At 67.1% G+C, this 15,082-nt stretch carries 14 protein-coding genes and 4 tRNA genes; 4 read left to right on the top strand and 14 right to left on the bottom strand.

The genetic code is table 11. From position 1 onward, the window contains the following. The first annotated feature begins 9 nt into the window (after positions 1-9). Positions 10-1,074, top strand: coding sequence for a PA0069 family radical SAM protein (locus tag GGR11_RS02895; RefSeq protein ID WP_183195317.1), 1,065 nt, complete (start codon positions 10-12; stop codon positions 1,072-1,074). 242 nt (positions 1,075-1,316) lie between these two features. Here the strand turns inward: GGR11_RS02895 and GGR11_RS02890 are convergent, their stop codons facing one another. Both GGR11_RS02890 and GGR11_RS02885 read right to left on the bottom strand, forming a co-directional pair. After that, positions 1,317-1,727: a hypothetical protein gene (locus GGR11_RS02890; protein WP_183195316.1), complete on the bottom strand. Its 411-nt coding sequence runs from the start codon at positions 1,725-1,727 to the stop codon at positions 1,317-1,319. Between the two features lie 5 nt (positions 1,728-1,732). Then, on the bottom strand, positions 1,733-2,977 hold the full coding sequence (locus GGR11_RS02885; protein ID WP_183195315.1) for a class I SAM-dependent RNA methyltransferase: 1,245 nt from the start codon (positions 2,975-2,977) through the stop codon (positions 1,733-1,735). Between the two features lie 253 nt (positions 2,978-3,230). On the opposite strand from GGR11_RS02885, the gene GGR11_RS02880 reads away from it, so the two are divergent. Further along, positions 3,231-3,902, top strand: coding sequence for a glycine zipper 2TM domain-containing protein (locus GGR11_RS02880; protein WP_183195314.1), 672 nt, complete (start codon positions 3,231-3,233; stop codon positions 3,900-3,902). Between the two features lie 110 nt (positions 3,903-4,012). Here the strand turns inward: GGR11_RS02880 and GGR11_RS02875 are convergent, their stop codons facing one another. The 5 genes from GGR11_RS02875 to GGR11_RS02855 all read right to left on the bottom strand — a co-directional run bounded on the left by GGR11_RS02875 (position 4,013) and on the right by GGR11_RS02855 (position 10,655). Beyond that, positions 4,013-4,738, bottom strand: coding sequence for a TlyA family RNA methyltransferase (locus GGR11_RS02875; protein WP_183195313.1), 726 nt, complete (start codon positions 4,736-4,738; stop codon positions 4,013-4,015). Next, complete coding sequence (locus GGR11_RS02870) at positions 4,735-7,464, bottom strand: valine--tRNA ligase (RefSeq protein ID WP_183195312.1); 2,730 nt, start codon at positions 7,462-7,464, stop codon at positions 4,735-4,737. The genes GGR11_RS02875 and GGR11_RS02870 overlap by 4 nt, the downstream gene beginning before the upstream one ends. Positions 7,465-7,568: 104 nt before the next feature. Continuing rightward, positions 7,569-8,192 (bottom strand): DUF2497 domain-containing protein, encoded by a 624-nt coding sequence (locus GGR11_RS02865; protein WP_183195311.1) that lies wholly within the window; start codon positions 8,190-8,192, stop codon positions 7,569-7,571. Between the two features lie 173 nt (positions 8,193-8,365). Beyond that, complete coding sequence (locus tag GGR11_RS02860; protein ID WP_183195310.1) at positions 8,366-9,901, bottom strand: TolC family outer membrane protein; 1,536 nt, start codon at positions 9,899-9,901, stop codon at positions 8,366-8,368. Between the two features lie 124 nt (positions 9,902-10,025). After that, the gene (locus tag GGR11_RS02855) at positions 10,026-10,655 is read right to left on the bottom strand and encodes a protein-L-isoaspartate O-methyltransferase family protein (protein WP_183195309.1); all 630 of its coding nucleotides are present in this window, start codon (positions 10,653-10,655) and stop codon (positions 10,026-10,028) included. 133 nt (positions 10,656-10,788) lie between these two features. Between GGR11_RS02855 and GGR11_RS02850 the strand changes: the two genes are divergently transcribed. Continuing rightward, positions 10,789-10,862: transfer RNA gene (locus tag GGR11_RS02850), tRNA-Cys, on the top strand. Positions 10,863-11,150: 288 nt separating this feature from the next. Here the strand turns inward: GGR11_RS02850 and GGR11_RS02845 are convergent. After that, positions 11,151-11,963 (bottom strand): TrmH family RNA methyltransferase, encoded by an 813-nt coding sequence (locus GGR11_RS02845; RefSeq protein WP_183195308.1) that lies wholly within the window; start codon positions 11,961-11,963, stop codon positions 11,151-11,153. Positions 11,964-12,025: 62 nt separating this feature from the next. Between GGR11_RS02845 and GGR11_RS02840 the strand changes: the two genes are divergently transcribed. Further along, positions 12,026-12,100, top strand: a tRNA-Asn gene (locus GGR11_RS02840). 147 nt (positions 12,101-12,247) lie between these two features. On the opposite strand, the gene trhO is transcribed toward GGR11_RS02840, so the two are convergent. The 6 genes from trhO to GGR11_RS02810 form a co-directional block, all read right to left on the bottom strand. Next, positions 12,248-13,204 carry an oxygen-dependent tRNA uridine(34) hydroxylase TrhO gene (gene trhO / locus GGR11_RS02835; RefSeq protein WP_183195307.1) on the bottom strand — a complete coding sequence of 319 codons (957 nt, stop codon included), beginning with the start codon at positions 13,202-13,204 and terminating at the stop codon, positions 12,248-12,250. A 31-nt stretch (positions 13,205-13,235) separates the two neighbouring features. After that, positions 13,236-13,312: transfer RNA gene (locus GGR11_RS02830), tRNA-Arg, on the bottom strand. Positions 13,313-13,330: 18 nt separating this feature from the next. Continuing rightward, complete coding sequence (locus tag GGR11_RS02825) at positions 13,331-13,636, bottom strand: ETC complex I subunit (RefSeq protein ID WP_183195306.1); 306 nt, start codon at positions 13,634-13,636, stop codon at positions 13,331-13,333. A 78-nt stretch (positions 13,637-13,714) separates the two neighbouring features. Further along, a tRNA-Pro gene (locus GGR11_RS02820) sits at positions 13,715-13,791 on the bottom strand. Positions 13,792-13,836: 45 nt separating this feature from the next. Then, a complete protein-coding gene (locus GGR11_RS02815; RefSeq protein WP_183195305.1) occupies positions 13,837-14,316 on the bottom strand; it encodes a DUF192 domain-containing protein in 480 nt (159 codons plus the stop codon). Between the two features lie 22 nt (positions 14,317-14,338). Further along, on the bottom strand, positions 14,339-14,863 hold the full coding sequence (locus GGR11_RS02810; RefSeq protein WP_183195304.1) for a cold-shock protein: 525 nt from the start codon (positions 14,861-14,863) through the stop codon (positions 14,339-14,341). Positions 14,864-15,082 lie beyond the last annotated feature (219 nt).

The following is a 15,082-nucleotide window of genomic DNA, read 5'->3' as shown; positions in this document are numbered from 1 at the left end:
CCTCGTCTCATGAAATCCGCCAAGGGAAGAGGCGCGCGTTCGAATGCGACAGGCCGTTACGAGCCCGAACAGCATGAGTCGTTCGATGACGGCTGGACGACCGACGACGCCCAGGCCGCGCCGCTGCGCACCACTCTCACGCCCGAACACGCCCGCACCATCATCGCCCGGAACGACAGTCCCGACATCGGCTTCGACCGCTCCATCAACCCGTACAAAGGTTGCGAACATGGCTGTATCTACTGCTACGCCCGTCCGTCCCATGCCTGGATGGGCCTATCCCCGGGCCTGGATTTCGAGAGCCGGATCTTCTTCAAGCCCGAAGGGGCGCGTCTGCTGGAACAGGCCTTCCTCGCCTCCCGATACCGGTGCAAACGCATCCATATAGGCGGCAACACCGACCCCTATCAGCCGGTCGAACGCGAGCTGAAATCGACCCGCTCGATCCTCGAGGTCATGCGTCGGTTCAACCACCCCTTCAGCATCATCACCAAGTCTGTGCTGATCACGCGCGACGCCGATATTCTGGGGCCCATGGGTCAGGCCGGCCTGGCCTCGGCCTTCGTCTCCATCACCACCCTGGACCGGGGCCTGGCCCGCGCCATGGAGCCCCGCGCCTCGACCCCGACCAAACGGCTGGAGGCCATCAGCCGGCTCGCCGACGCGGGCTGTCCCGTCGGCGTCGGCTTCGCCCCGGTCATTCCCGGCCTGAACGACCACGAACTGGAATCGGTGCTCGAGGCGGCGGCCAAGGCGGGGGCGACTCGGGCCATGTACGTCACCCTGCGCCTGCCGCTCGAGATCAAGGATCTGTTTCGCGAGTGGCTGGCCGACGCCCGGCCGGACCGCGCCGCCCGCGTCATGTCGCTGATCCGCCAGACGCGCGGGGGCAAGGACTACGACGCCGACTGGTCCCAGCGGATGAAGGGGACCGGCCCCGTCGCCGAACTGATCGGCGCCCGCTTCAAGGCCGCCGTCAAACGCTACGGCCTGGATACGCCGCTCCGCCTGCTGGACGAAACCCAGTTCCGCGTCCCCGCCGACGCGCGGCCGCAGCTGGAGTTGTTCGGCTGAACGGGCGGCGCCCAGCCAGCGCGCCTAATATCAGCGACAAAGTCACGTTTTTTCACGGCATTGATCCCCACGAAAAGCGCTCAACTCATCGCCGTATCGTCCCGTGTTAAAATCGGCGACGGGTCTTTGACATCGCAATCACGACGCTCGGTCCACCTGAGACCGCCGCTCCCTCAGCTCCGCCTCACAGCCGAGAATAGACTTAAATAGACTCCAATTTTTTCGAGTGGATTGAGTCTATTTCAGTCGGCGTCCGCCACCGACGGATCGACCGCCCGCGTGACCAGGTCGCGCCAGGTCGGGTCGGTATCGTCCACCAGATCGACGTCCTCCATCAGGGCCACCGCCCCCTCCCCGTCCGGCAGGATCAGGCCCAGGATCTCCATCTCCTCGCCGTCCGGCCCCAGATGGCTCTCGGCCTGGACCGCGACCGCCGCCTGTTCGCCGTCCTCCTCCCACCAGATCACCGGCTGGGGCAGGTCCATGGCGATGGGGCGCGGATCGTCGGTCTCGCCCAGGGCGAAGACGGCCCGGCGCGCCTGGACGTCCTCCAGCGTCGCCACCGCCCCGACGAAGGGCTTCAACCGCCCCCAGTCGTCGGCGTCGAACCCGCCGCCATCGTCTCCCAGGCCGTCTTCCAGCACATCATCCATAAGACTTACCGCTTGAAAACACTAACAAGTTCGACATGGGCCGACCACAGGAACTGGTCCACCGGCGTGACCCGCTCCAGCCGGAAGCCGGCGTCGATCAGAACCCGCGCGTCCCGCGCAAAGGTCTGGGGGTTGCACGACACCCCGACCACCACCCCGGCCTTGGTCCCGGCGATCTGGGCCGTCTGGTCGATGGCCCCCGCGCGCGGCGGGTCGAACACGACGGCGTCGCACCCCTTCAGGTCATACGGGTTCAACGGCCGCCGGAACAGGTCGCGCGCCTCCGCCGTGATCGCCTTCATCCCCTTGGCCGAGCCCACGCCCGCCTTCAGGGCCTCGATCCCCGCCTTGGACGCATCGGCTGCGATCACCGGCGCCACGGTCGCCAGCGGGAAGGTGAAGGTCCCGGCGCCGCAGAACAGGTCGGCGATCTTCTTGGCCCCCTTCACCGCCGCCACGGCCCGCTCCACCATGGCCGCCTCGGCCTGGGGCACGGCTTGCAGAAAGCCCCCCGCCGGCAGGGGCACGATCGCGGGGCCGAAGCCGATCTTCGGCTGGCGCGCCATCACCAGGGTGTCGCCGGCCAGGCTAAGCCGCGCCAGATCCGCGCGGTGCGCCGCCGCAATGGCCCGCATCTGGGCGTCGGCCGACAGCCCCCCGCCCGAGCGCCGCTCCACGCCCGTCACATCCACGTCCAGCCCCGACAGGGTCCAGGTCACGTGCAGGGTCGGCGCCGACTTGGGATGCTCCAGAAAGGCCGCCGCCACCTCGGTCAGGGCCGGGATGGCGCGGATGATCCGGGAATCGGCCACCGGGCATTCCCGCACCTCGACCAGCCGCCACGACCGACGCGCCTTGAAGCCCAGCACCACCCGGCCGTCCTGGGTCCGGCGTGCGTGCAGGGCCACCCGCCGCCGCGTCCCGGCCGGGCTCGCCACCGTCGCCTCGATCTCGGTCTCGATCCCCTCGCGCGCCAGGGCCAACCGCACCTGCTCGCGCTTCCACTCCAGATACGGCTTATCCGCCCAGTGTTGCAGCGAGCAGCCACCGCAATCGCCGTACTGGGGCGACACCGGCGCGATCCGGTCGGCACTGGGGGTCACGATCTCGACTTGCTCCAGCCGTCCATCGACGACCTCGCCCCGCACCGTCTCCCCCGGCAGGGTCAGACCGGCGAAGACCGGCCCCTGCGGCGTATCGGCGACGCCGTCGCCCTGTCCGCCGACGCGGCTGATCGTAAAAGTCTGCATCGCCGGGCTTCTAGCCCCGCCGCCGCCGCCCGCCAAGCCACGGCCTCAAGTCGCGCAAGGCGGGATAGGCTCTTGAGCGATGAACGAACCACGGCCTCAAGTAGCGCGAAGCGCGATAGGCCCTTCAAACATGAATGAAGATGAACGGTCTGCTCAAAAGCCGTTCAGCTTCACCCCGATAGACATGATGCAACAGACAGCCGGTCCAGCCGTTCAGCTCAGTCACTGAATGTCCGACCACAAGGGGTTGAAGATGCGTCTCTCCACCAAGTCCCTCGCCGCCGTTGCGGCCCTGACCCTCGGCGCCGTCGCTGCGCCCATGGCCGCCTCGGCCCAGAGCTACGGCTACAGCCAGAACTACGGAACGGGCGCCTACGCCCCGTCCTACGCTTACGGCAATGGCTACCAGCAACCGCAGTACGACCCCTGCGCCCGTGAGCGTCAGGGCCGCACGGGCGCCGGAGCCGTCATCGGCGGCGGCGCAGGCGCGGTCATCGGCTCTCAACTCGCCGCGCGCGGTCGCCGCACCGAGGGCAGCATCCTGGGCGGGGTCCTGGGCGCCGTGGTCGGGTCCCAGGTCGGCCGCTCCAGCTCCGACGCCTGCCGCTTGTACCAGAGCCGCTACGGTCAGAGCGGCTACTATGCTCAGGACGGCTATGCCCAGAACGGCTACAGCCAGCCGAGCTATTACGACGACCGCTACAGCGGTGATCAGGGCTACCGCTACGACGATTACGACCGTCGTGACGACTATGTTCAGGACCGCGGCTACTACGACGACCGTTCTCGCCCGGTCGATTCCTATCAGAATTCAGACGGATGCCGCCTGGCCGAAAGCCAGATCCGTCTGCCCGATGGTCGCAGGGACACCCGCTATGTCCGCACCTGCCCCGACCAGTACGGCCGCTATCGCGTCGTCGATTAATTTTCAGCCCCCCTGTCGATCGACGACGTGACGGGAGCCGCCGGAGGACTTGTCCTCCGGCGGTTTCTTATTTTGAGGGGGCTACCGCGCTCCGCGCTACTTGAGCCCGTTTAGCCCGGCTTCTTGGCCCACAGCAGGAACTCGATATTGCCGTCGCCGCCGGTGATGGGGCTCTCGGTCGTCGCCTGCACGGCCCAGCCCATCGCCTCCAGCCAGTCCCGCACACGTTCGACAGCGGCGGCGTGGGCGGCGGGATCCTTGACCACGCCCTTCTTGCCGCCGCCGGGACCGTCGGCCTCGAACTGGGGCTTGACCAGCGTGACTAGGTCCGCCCCCGCCGCCGCCAGATCCAGCGCGGCGGGCAGCACCTTGATCAGGCTGATGAAGCTGGCGTCGCACACGACCAGAGACGGGGCCTCCGGGATCAGGTTCGGCGTCAGGTCGCGGGCGTCCGTGCGCTCCAGATTGACCACGCGCGGATCGGCCGCGACCCGGTCGTGCATCTGGCCGAACCCGACATCAACCGCGAACACCTTGGCCGCCCCGCGATCCAGACAGACCTCGGTGAACCCGCCGGTGGACGCCCCGACGTCCAGCACCACCCGGCCTTCGACGGCCACGGGCCAGACAGTCAGGGCGTGGTCCAGCTTCAGCCCACCACGCCCGACCCAGCGGTGGGCGTCGGCGTAGCCGATGGCGGCGTTCGCACCGACGGTCTGAGACCCGGACTTGGCCGGCGCGCCGTCCACGGTGACGCCCCCGGCCTCGATGGCCGCCTTCGCCCTGGCCCGGCTCTCGGCCAGACCCCGCGTGACGAGAAGCTGGTCCAGCCTCATCCGATCTCGCTCAGCCGCGCCAGCGCCGCCTGCAGCTTGACCTTGCCCGCCTCAGCCTCGGCCAGTTTGGCCCGCTGTTCATCGACCACTTCCGGCGCGGCCCGCGACACGAAATTGGGATTGCCCAGCTTCTTGTTCACATGGCCGATATCGCTCTCGAACACGGCGATCTCCTTCTCCAGCCGCGCCCGTTCGGCGGTCAGGTCGATGATCCCGGCCAGCGACAGGGCGACCGTCGATCCACCTGAAACGAAGGTCACGGCACCCGTCGGCGCGGCGTCCGCCGATCCGACCTCTGACACCCGGCCAAGCGTCAGGATCAGGTCGCGATGGCGCGCGATCCGCTCGGCCGTGACCGCGTCCGGTGCGACGAAGGCCAGCGGCGGCTTGGCCGCCGGCGGCACGTTCATCTCCGCCCGCAGACCCCGGATCTCGCCGACCAGATCGACCAGCCAGCCGATCTCGGCCTCGGCCGAGGCGTCGATGAAGCCGTCCGGCAGCACCGGCCATTCGGCGCCGATCAGCAGGCCTTCCCGCGCCGGACCTTCCTTGCCCAGTTCGGCCCACAGTTCCTCGGTGATGAACGGCATGACGGGGTGCAGCAGTTTCAGCGTCTGGTCCAGGGTCCAGGCGGTCATGGCCCGCGTCTCGGCCTTGGCGGCCTCGTCTGCGCCGTTGAACACCGGCTTGGCCAGTTCCAGATACCAGTCGCAGAAGACGTTCCAGACGAACCGGTACAACGCCCCCGCCGCATCATCGAACCGCCCGCCCTCTATGGCCTCGGACACGGCGCGCTCGGCCTTGGTTAGTTCGCCCCGGATCCAGCGGTTGATCGTCTGTTCGACCGTCGCGGGATCAAAGCCCTCGACGCGCCGCGCCTCGTTCATCTGGCTGAACCGGGCGGCGTTCCATAGCTTGGTGCCGAAGTTGCGGTATCCCTCGATCCGCTGCTTCGACAGCTTGATGTCGCGCGTGCCCGACAGGATGGCCATGGTGAACCGCAGCGGATCGGCGCCCAGTTCGTCGATGATGCCCAGGGGGTCGATGACGTTCCCCTTGGACTTGCTCATCTTCTGGCCCTTCTCGTCGCGGACCAGGCCGTTGATGATGACCCGTTTGAACGGGACCTCGCCCATGAAGTGCTGGCCCATCATCATCATCCGGGCGACCCAGAAGAAGATGATGTCCGCCGCCGTGACCAGGTCGCTGGTCGGATAGAACCGCTCCAGATCCTCGGTCTTCTCGGGCCAACCCATGGTCGAGAAGGGCCACAGGGCCGAGCTGAACCAGGTGTCGAGGACGTCTTCGTCCTGGGTCAGGGCGACCTCGGAATCATAGTCCGCCATCGCCAGTTCGCGGGCGTCCTCTTCGGTCTCGGCGACATAGATTTCGCCGCCCGGCCCGTACCAGGCCGGAATGCGGTGGCCCCACCACAGCTGGCGGCTGATGCACCAGGGCTCGATGTTGCGCAGCCATTCGAAATAGATCTTCTCGTACGACTTCGGCTCGAACACCATGTCGCCCTGCTCCACCGCCCTCAGCGCGGGCTGGGCCAGAACCTTGGCGTCGACGTACCACTGGTCCGTCAGCCACGGCTCGACAACCACGCCGGAACGGTCGCCGTGCGGCACGACATGCTTGGTCTTCTCGATCTCGCGCAGCCAGCCCTCTTCCTCGGCGCGGGCGACGATGGCCTTGCGCGCGGCGAAACGGTCGACGCCGACGTATTCCGACGGCACGTCCGGCGTATCCACGTCGGTGATGCGGCCGAAGGCGTCGAGGATGTTCAGCGAAGGCAGGCCCGCCCGCTTGCCCACGCCGAAGTCGTTGAAGTCATGCGCCGGCGTGATCTTCACCGCGCCCGAGCCCTTGGTCGGATCGGCATAGTCGTCGGCGACGATGGGGATGCGACGCCCCACGATAGGCAGGGTCACGAACTTGCCGACCAGCCCCTTGTAGCGCTCATCGTCCGGATGCACCGCCACGCCGGTGTCGCCCAGCATGGTCTCGGGCCGGGTCGTGGCGACGACGATGAAGTCGCGCGTCTCGAACTCCGTCGCCTTGCCGTCCTCATCGAAGGCGACGGGGTGTTCGTAGGTGACGCCGTCGGCCAGCGGATAGGCGAAATGCCAATAGGCGCCGTCCACCTCGCGCTGCTCGACCTCCAGGTCCGAAATGGCGGTCTGGAAATGCGGATCCCAGTTCACCAGCCGCTTGTCGCGATAGATCAGGCCTTCCCTGTGCAGTTGCACGAAGACCTTGCGCACGGCCGCGTTCAGCCCCTCGTCCAGGGTGAATCGCTCGCGCGACCAGTCGCAGGACGCGCCCAGGCGACGCAGCTGGCGCACGATGGTCCCGCCGCTCTCGGCCTTCCACTCCCAGACCTTGTCGATGAAGGCGTCGCGGCCCATGTCGCGGCGGCCCACATTGCCGGCGGCGGCCAGCTGGCGCTCGACCACCATCTGGGTGGCGATGCCGGCGTGGTCCGTGCCCGGCAGCCACAGCACCGCCTTGCCCTTCATCCGGTGATAGCGGGCCAGGATGTCCTGAAGCGTATTGTTCAGCGCATGGCCGATGTGCAGGCTGCCCGTCACGTTCGGCGGCGGAATGACGATCGAATAGGCGCCTGCGGCCCCTTCCGTGCGGGGCGCGAAGAGGCCGCTCTCTTCCCACTGGGCGTACAGGCGGGGTTCGGCGGCCTGGGGTTCGAAGGTCTTCTCGAGCATGGGACTTCTTTGATCGGTGTCGTGCGGCCGAACGGCGGCCTGGAATGACAAAGGGCGGCCCCTGCAGGAGCCGCCCCTCGATTAGTCTGCGGTGAAGCGAAGGGCTAGGCGCTGCGCGCGATGCGTTCGACTTCCCTCTGCACCGCCGCCTCGACGATGGCGGGCAGGTTGTTGTCCAACCAGTCCTTCAGCATCGGACGCAGCATCTCGGCGACCATGGCCTCGACGGTGTTGCCGCTGACGAAGGGCATTTCCGTCGAAGAGGTCGCAGCGGGCTCGGGCTTCTTGAACGAGGCGGCCAGACCGGCGAAAGCTGAAGCGGCGCTGGCGGCGGCGCTTTCGCCGACCAGCGCATCATAGGCCGGGGCGGGCGTTTCGACCGGCTCGGGCGCGGAAACGACCGGCTCGGGCGCGGCCTCGACGATGTCCAGATCGCCGATGGTTTCCGATGCGGGCGCTTCATAGAGTTCGGTCAGCTCGAGGACATCGTCATCGGCGACCTCGGGTTCCGGCTGCGGCTCCGGCTCGGCGGGCGCGGCGAAAATACTCTCGGCCGCCGCGGGCTCGGGCTCCGGCGTCGGTTCGGGCTCCGGCGCCGGTTCGGGTGCGGGCTCCGGCGCGGCGGCGACCGGCGGCGTCTCGGCGGGCGCGTCGTCTTCGGAGATGATCCGGCGAATCGACGCCAGGATCTCCTCCATGGTGGGTTCCGGGGCGGACTGGTCGGTCATGAATTAACCCTGGGAGAGGCCTGGAATGAAACTGGGGGCGTGGAGGTCGCCCCCAAACGCCATGCACGGGTCCGGGACCGGAAGACCTAGCCTTCCCGACCCCAGGATATTGTCGTCGCATCAACGCCCGCCGGAATCAACGGGCGTTTTGCCCCTCGTTCGTCAGGCCGACGTCATGCGCCAGGCGCAGTGCGGATCACATCGCCCTTGAGTTGAGTGTCGATCGGCGCATCCCGCGCGTCGTCGGCGTCGACGACCGGCGGCGAGGCGACCCGGTCCAGGGCCTCGATCACGCCGTCCCAGGGCAGGCCGCCGCGATTGCGAACGCGGTCATAGTTGGTCTTGGCGTCATAGACGTCCAGATTGGCGTTCAGGTTCGGCCCTTCGAGCTGGCCCATGGCCGACAGCAGCGAGGCGCGGGCCACATATTCGGCGGCGCGGGCGGCGGCCAGCGAGGTCTGCGACGCCCGCAGGGTCACTTCCTGGTTCAGCACGTCCAGCGTCGTGCGCAGGCCGACCTGCGCCTCCTGCCGCACGCCCTCGGCGGCCACCGAGGCGGCGCGCACCGCCTCTTCGCCGGCGGCGACGTTCGAACGGGTCGACAGGACCTGGGCATAGGCCGAGCTGACGTTCTGCAACACAGTGCGGCGCTCACCCTCGACGGCGATCTGGGCGGCGTTGGCCCGTTCCAGGGCCTGGGCGACGCGCGACCGGTTCAGGCCGCCGGTGAACAGGGGCACCGACAGCGTGGCGCCGGCGGTGAAGCTGCGGCGATCGGCCAGTTCACTCAGATTGCCCAGATCGTTCGCTGTGCCGCCATAAGAGGCGGTGGCGCGCACCGAAGGCAGATACTCGGCCCGCGCGGCGGCGACGGCGGCCTCGGCGGCCTGCAAGGAATAGGTCGCCGAAAGCACGCCCGGGTTACGCGCCAGCGCGACTTCCATGGCGGCGTCGAAATCGCTCGGGACGGTCGGCAGGACCGGCGCCGCCTCAAGGTCGCTGGGCGACTGGCCCACGACGGCGGCATAGGCGGCGCGGGTGGTCGACAGCTGGGCCTGGGCGTTGGCCAGATCGGCTTCGGACTGGGCCAAGGAGGCCTCGGCCTGGGCCACATCAGTCCGGGTGATCTCGCCGACCTCGAATCGGGCGCTGGTCTCTTCCAGCTGGCGTTGCAGCACGGCGAGATTTTCCTGGCGGATGCGCAGGATTTCCATGTCGCGGGTGACGTTCACATAGGCCTGGATCACCGACAGCATGACCGACTGTTCGATCTCGCGAAGGTTTTCACGACCCGCCATCACGCCGGCCCGGGCCTGGTCGATGGCCAGGGTGGTGCGGCCGGCGGTCCAGATGTTCTGCGACAGGCTGACGCCCACGGTGGCGCCGTCGCTCTCGGACGATGAACTGGACACCTGGGTGTCCGGCACGCCGTCGTTGTTCGTGTCGACGAACTGGGTGACGGTCGGGAAATCGCTGCGGGTGTAGTCGACCCCTGCCGAGGCGCTCAGTGTCGGGCGCAGGCCCGACCGCGCCTGGACCACGGTTTCGTCCAGCGCGCGCTGATTCGCCCGCTGGGCCAGCAGGCTGGGATTGGTCTGATAGGCCAGGGCGATCGCTTCCTGCAGCGTCTCGGCCCAGGCGGGCGCGCCCAGTCCCGTCACGAGAGCCACCACAGCGGCCGAAGCCAGCACACGCGAGCGTTTCAACATTGTCCGTCCTTGCCTGACGCCCCCCAGGGAGCGCCCGAATGTCATCAAGCGTAACTGCGGCCTCAGTCGATCTGACGCCAGTTAAGTTTTTTTCACGCTAACAGCGAGCGCCCGCGCCTCGGCTTCAAAGCGCAAATGTGGGGGCTGGCGTCAGTTCCGCGAGAAGGGCCGGCGACGAATCGAACAGTTCGCGTCGCGACAGGCCTTCGCGCCCCTTCACATAAAGAGCCGCCTTGCCGATGGCGCTGCGGCGCTCGACCACCACCAGGCGGCCGCCGGTGCGTAGGGCCTCGCCCCAGGCGTCCGGCAGGGCCGCCACACCGCCCTCGCAGACGATCAAGTCCCAGTTCTCGCCGACCGGCGACGCCAGGGGCGACACGGCCGTGGCCACCCCGTCTTCGGCCAGGGCCTCGCCCACCACGTCGAACACGGCTCGGTCCGCCTCCTGGGCCGTGACCGTCAGGCCCATGCGCGCCAGCACCGCAGCGGCGTAGGGGGCGGCGATGGCCAGGGCCTTCTCCCCTTCCCGCGCATCGGCGGCCTGCAACAGCTTGGAGACGTCGCGCGCCGGCATCAGCTTGCGGTCGCCCGCGATCTCGACCGAAGCGTCCGAATAGGCGGCGAAGACGCGGTCCGGCGCACAGTAACGTTCACGCGGGACCTCCATCATGGCCATGTGGATCTCGTGATTGGTCACATCGTTCACGCGGACCTGCGAGTCGACCAGGGCCTTGCGCTCGGCGGTGAAATCCATCTTTGGGCAGCTTTCAATCGATAGTCAGGGAGGAAATCTTGCGCGCTTATAGTTCCGCGCGTTGCAGCGGACAATCCGATCTGATAGCGAACGCCCCTCGCGATGACCGCCCCCGAGAAATCGGGGAAAAAGCGGCCTGATGGCGGAGTGGTGACGCAGAGGACTGCAAATCCTTGCACCCGGGTTCGATTCCCGGTCAGGCCTCCATCGCGACAAACGAACAAAAGGCGCGGATCCTGGGATCCGCGCCTTTTTCGTCTCTATCGCCCCTGAACGATCAGCTGATCGGCGCAGTCACCCAGCCGATCAGGCCCGCCGCGCCCAGACCGGCGACCCCGGCGGCGATGAAGATCGCCGCCCGAACGTTTCGGTTCAGAAAATACAGAATGTTCATTGCGCGCCCCCACACCAACGAGAACAAGGTTCGCCATAGTTTCGGCCGCCGCGCAAGGTGTACGAAACCTTAACACTCTAACATCCTGGTGAACGCTGGCGTCAGCCTGCGGGCCGTCCGCTGGTCACATGATGAAGCGCCAAGGCGCTGGTCACGGCGACATTCAACGAATCAAAACCCCCCGCCATGGGCACGCCGACGGCGCGGCACCGATCAATCACCGCGCGGGGCAGACCCGGCCCCTCCGCCCCCACCATCAGGGCGACGGCCCCATGGGGCCGGTAGTCCGCCAGCCTCAGCGTCGCCGACGGGGTCAGGGCCAGCACCTCCACCCCCGCCGTCTGCATCGCCGCCACCAGATCCTCAGCCGATCCGCCGACCGTGAATGGGGTCCGCAGCACGGCCCCGACCGAAACCCGGATAGCCTTGCGATAGAAGGGGTCGCAGCAGGTCTCGTCCAGCAAGACGGCCCGCGCCCCGAAGGCCGCCGCATTGCGGAACACCCCGCCCATATTGTCGTGATTGCCGATGCCGCTGGCGATCACGAACACATCCTCGTCGGCGACGGCCGCCAACAGGTGCTCAAGCGGCGGCGCTACGGGCTTCTCACCCAGAGCCAGGATGCCCCGGTGCAGCGGAAATCCAGCGATCCGGTCCAGAACGGCCTGGCCGGCGACATAGACGGGAACCGACGGCGCAAGCGCCCCGATGACGTCGCTCAGGGCCGCGACCCGTTTCTCCGCCAGCAGCAGGGCGCGGGGTCGGCATCGTGAAGCGGTCGAGGCCAAGACCCGCACCACCACCTCGCCTTCGGCCACGAACAGGCCCTCGCGGCCCGTCAGGTCGCGTTCGCGAATATCGCGAAAGCCGGAGATCCGGGCGTCATCGGGGTCATTGATCGAGATCGTGCGCATTCGTCGTTTTTCCCATTGCACGAATCGAATGGCCGCTGCTATAGGCCCGCCTCCCGAGCAGTTCCGCGGTAGCTCAGTGGTAGAGCAGCCGACTGTTAATCGGCTGGTCGTAGGTTCGAATCCTACCCGCGGAGCCACTCGGGGCTAAGACTGTCGGCATCAGACATCTCGCCGCCAGCGCTGTTTTGGCCTGAAAATCGGCGAGTTTAGCAAAGACCGCCCATTCGTGGCGACGCCCTGACCGGTTCTCTTCTCTCCCTCATCGCCGCGCCTGGGCCTGACGATCACCCGTCTTCGCGTCGCCCCAGATGTTCCGTCCCACGCACACGGGCGATCTCGATCTGTCTCTGACGTTCGGCGTAGCGCAGCCTCTGCGCGTCGTCGCGGGTGTCGCGGCAGCGTTCGCAGCAGACGCCCTCGATAAAATGGGGCGACGCCCGGCCTTCGGCGTCCAGGGGCATACGGCACCCCCGGCACAGGGTGTGATCGCCTTGGACCAGGCCATGACCGACCGAGACCCGCTCGTCGAAAACGAAACAGTCGCCGCGCCACAGGCTGTCGGCCGGTTCGACCTCTTCCAGATAGCGCAGGATCCCGCCTTCCAGATGGTGGACGTTCTCGATTCCCTCGGCCTTCAGGAAGGCCGTCGATTTCTCGCAGCGGATGCCGCCGGTGCAGTACATGGCGACGCGCTGCGGCTTCATCTGGTCCAGCAGGGCGCGTCCTTCGGTGCGGAACCAGTCGGGAAAATCGCGGAAGCTGCGGGTGTTCGGCTGCACCGCCCGCTCGAAGGCGCCGATCTCGCCCTCGTAGTCGTTGCGGGTGTCGATCACCAGGGTGGTCGGATCGGCGATCAGGGCGTTCCAGTCCTGAGGCGCGACATAGACTCCGGCCTGTCGCGCCGGATCCAGGTCCGGCTGGCCCATGGTCACGATCTCGCGCTTGATCCGGACCTTCAGTCGCAGAAACGGCATGTCGCCCGCCCAGGCGTATTTGACCTCCAGATCGGCGAAGCCCGGGATGGCGCGGATGTCGGCCAGCACCGCTTCAATACCCGCTTCAGGACCGGCGATCGTGCCGTTCAGCCCCTCGGTCGCAACCAGCAGCGTGCCTTTGACCGCGCCGGCTTCGCACACGCTGTGCAGCAGCGCCTGCACCGCCTCGACGTCCTTGATCGCGGCGAACCGATACAGGGCGGCGACGCGAATCTCGCCGGGGTTCAGAGATGTTGACTCGGTCATGGCGTGGCTTTCAGCGGCGCCGTCGCGAGGGTGGCGCGCCCTGCAGGACTCGAACCTGCAACCGTCCGCTTAGAAGGCGGGTGCTCTATCCGGTTGAGCTAAGGGCGCTCGGCAGCGAGCCGGGCGTCAGTGCGTCCAGGGCTGTTTGCGATTGGGGGCGAAATTATCGGCGTAGGCCTTCAGGATCGTCGGGGCCTCGTTCGGCTCGTGCAGGCGGAACGGAATGCCGTGGCGTTCGGCATAGGCGACAGCTTCTTCCTTCGAATCAAAGGCGAGACGCACCTGACCGTTCATGTCCGACGAGCTGGTCCAGCCCATGAGCGGATCAAGGGTGCGGGCCGAGGCCGGTTCGAACTCCAGACGCCAGTCGCGGCTCTTGGCCTTGCCGGACTGCATAGCGGTCTTGGCTGGGCGGTAGATGCGGGCGAGCATGGCGAAATCCCTAGTGATCGGCAGGTCCAGAGGACCTGCCATAACGCGCGCGGGACACGGAATCCAGCGGCCGTCCATTGGTCGGGGCGAGAGGATTCGAACCTCCGACCCTCTGGTCCCAAACCAGATGCGCTACCAGGCTGCGCTACACCCCGGACCGAACGGAGCGCTCTATTGGCACTTCGTCGCGCGATCCGCAATCAAGGCTTGAAATAAGGATGCAAAATCCTGTCGCCGGGCTTGGCGCCGATCTCGGCCGCGCGACCCGCGCGAAGCTCCAGCACGCCGTTCGCGGCCCCGTTCGACGGTATCGGAACCTCGGAAAAGGGCGTGGCGTGGGAGGCGATCGAGACGATCCGGCCTTTCGGATCGATATAGAGGATGTCCAGAGAACTGGGCGTGTTGCGCATCCAGAAGCTCTGTTCCCGCGGCGCCTCTCCGGGCCACTGGAACAGCATGCCGCGATCATCGCCCAGCGGCGGGCGGAACATCAGGCCCCGCTGACGTTCAGGCTCTTCGTCGGCGATTTCGACCCAGAACGGGTGCTCGCCGGACGCCGTCACCACGGCCAGCTTCTGCAGGGGCTCGCCATTCGGCCCGGCCGGCGCTTTCGCGGCGCATCCGACGACGGCGAGCGCCATCAGGCCGGCCATAACAAAACGTCTCGTCGCGTCGATCATGCGCCCCTCCTGGAGCGACCGATCAGCCGCCCGGTCTGATTTCAGCCACCACCAGCCCCTTGGGACCGCTGGCGAATCGCACCTGCACCGTGTCGCCTGGCACGAGATCGTCCAGGCCGCAGCGCCGCAGGGTTTCGATGTGGACGAAGATATCGCCCGGTTCGCGATCACGCACCACGAATCCATAGCCCTTGGTCCGATTGAACCATTTGACCACGGCCGGCTCCAGGACCGCATCGATTTCGGGCGACGTCACGACAGCCTCGGCCATGGGCGCCGAACGACGCACGATGACGCTCGCCTCGCCCGCTCCCAGGTCATGGATCTCGACGGCCTGCCAGCCTTTGGATCGCCGAACACAATCGCAGACAATAGGCGCGCCTTCATCTGCCGTTTCGCGGCCGGTGTCGCGCAGACTGCTGATGTGCAGAAGAACATCCCGTAGCTCGGTCAACGTCGGGTCATCCGGCACGATGAAGCCATAGCCCTTCGCCGGATCGAACCACTTCACGCGCCCGACGACACGAACGGTCTCCGCCGTCTCCATCTCATCGTAGTCAGACAAATTATCAAACCCCCGTCCGCTCCTCTTACGGACACGATTACGTTTAACACTGTTCCGCGAATCTTTGGAAAGGTCAAAATGGGGGAAAGGCGCCCGAAACTTGCACCTTCTGGCGGAAAGCTTCCAGTTGTGTCGCGCGAATGACACCACCCGTGATGGTTTTCGCCCGTGGCGACGACGGGGTTGGTGCAGGACTCAAAT

The sequence above is a fragment of the Brevundimonas mediterranea genome, from assembly GCF_014196125.1.
In the GTDB taxonomy this organism is placed as follows: Bacteria; Pseudomonadota; Alphaproteobacteria; order Caulobacterales; family Caulobacteraceae; genus Brevundimonas; species Brevundimonas mediterranea.
The sequence above is the reverse complement of the archived record's forward strand: the minus strand, read 5'-3'. Positions and strand labels throughout refer to the sequence as shown.

Bases quoted from the DNA above. Each gene is read 5' to 3' on its own strand.
- GGR11_RS02815 (WP_183195305.1), bottom strand. From the start codon at position 14,316: ATGATCGACGCGACGAGACGTTTTGTTATGGCCGGCCTGATGGCGCTC.
- GGR11_RS02880 (WP_183195314.1), top strand. From the start codon at position 3,231: ATGCGTCTCTCCACCAAGTCCCTCGCCGCCGTTGCGGCCCTGACCCTC.
- GGR11_RS02895 (WP_183195317.1), top strand. From the start codon at position 10: ATGAAATCCGCCAAGGGAAGAGGCGCGCGTTCGAATGCGACAGGCCGT.
- GGR11_RS02870 (WP_183195312.1), bottom strand. From the start codon at position 7,464: ATGCTCGAGAAGACCTTCGAACCCCAGGCCGCCGAACCCCGCCTGTAC.
- GGR11_RS02865 (WP_183195311.1), bottom strand. From the start codon at position 8,192: ATGACCGACCAGTCCGCCCCGGAACCCACCATGGAGGAGATCCTGGCG.
- trhO (WP_183195307.1), bottom strand. From the start codon at position 13,204: ATGACCGAGTCAACATCTCTGAACCCCGGCGAGATTCGCGTCGCCGCC.
- GGR11_RS02875 (WP_183195313.1), bottom strand. From the start codon at position 4,738: ATGAGGCTGGACCAGCTTCTCGTCACGCGGGGTCTGGCCGAGAGCCGG.
- GGR11_RS02860 (WP_183195310.1), bottom strand. From the start codon at position 9,901: ATGTTGAAACGCTCGCGTGTGCTGGCTTCGGCCGCTGTGGTGGCTCTC.
- GGR11_RS02825 (WP_183195306.1), bottom strand. From the start codon at position 13,636: ATGCTCGCCCGCATCTACCGCCCAGCCAAGACCGCTATGCAGTCCGGC.
- GGR11_RS02845 (WP_183195308.1), bottom strand. From the start codon at position 11,963: ATGCGCACGATCTCGATCAATGACCCCGATGACGCCCGGATCTCCGGC.
- GGR11_RS02885 (WP_183195315.1), bottom strand. From the start codon at position 2,977: ATGCAGACTTTTACGATCAGCCGCGTCGGCGGACAGGGCGACGGCGTC.
- GGR11_RS02810 (WP_183195304.1), bottom strand. From the start codon at position 14,863: ATGGAGACGGCGGAGACCGTTCGTGTCGTCGGGCGCGTGAAGTGGTTC.
- GGR11_RS02890 (WP_183195316.1), bottom strand. From the start codon at position 1,727: ATGGATGATGTGCTGGAAGACGGCCTGGGAGACGATGGCGGCGGGTTC.
- GGR11_RS02855 (WP_183195309.1), bottom strand. From the start codon at position 10,655: ATGGATTTCACCGCCGAGCGCAAGGCCCTGGTCGACTCGCAGGTCCGC.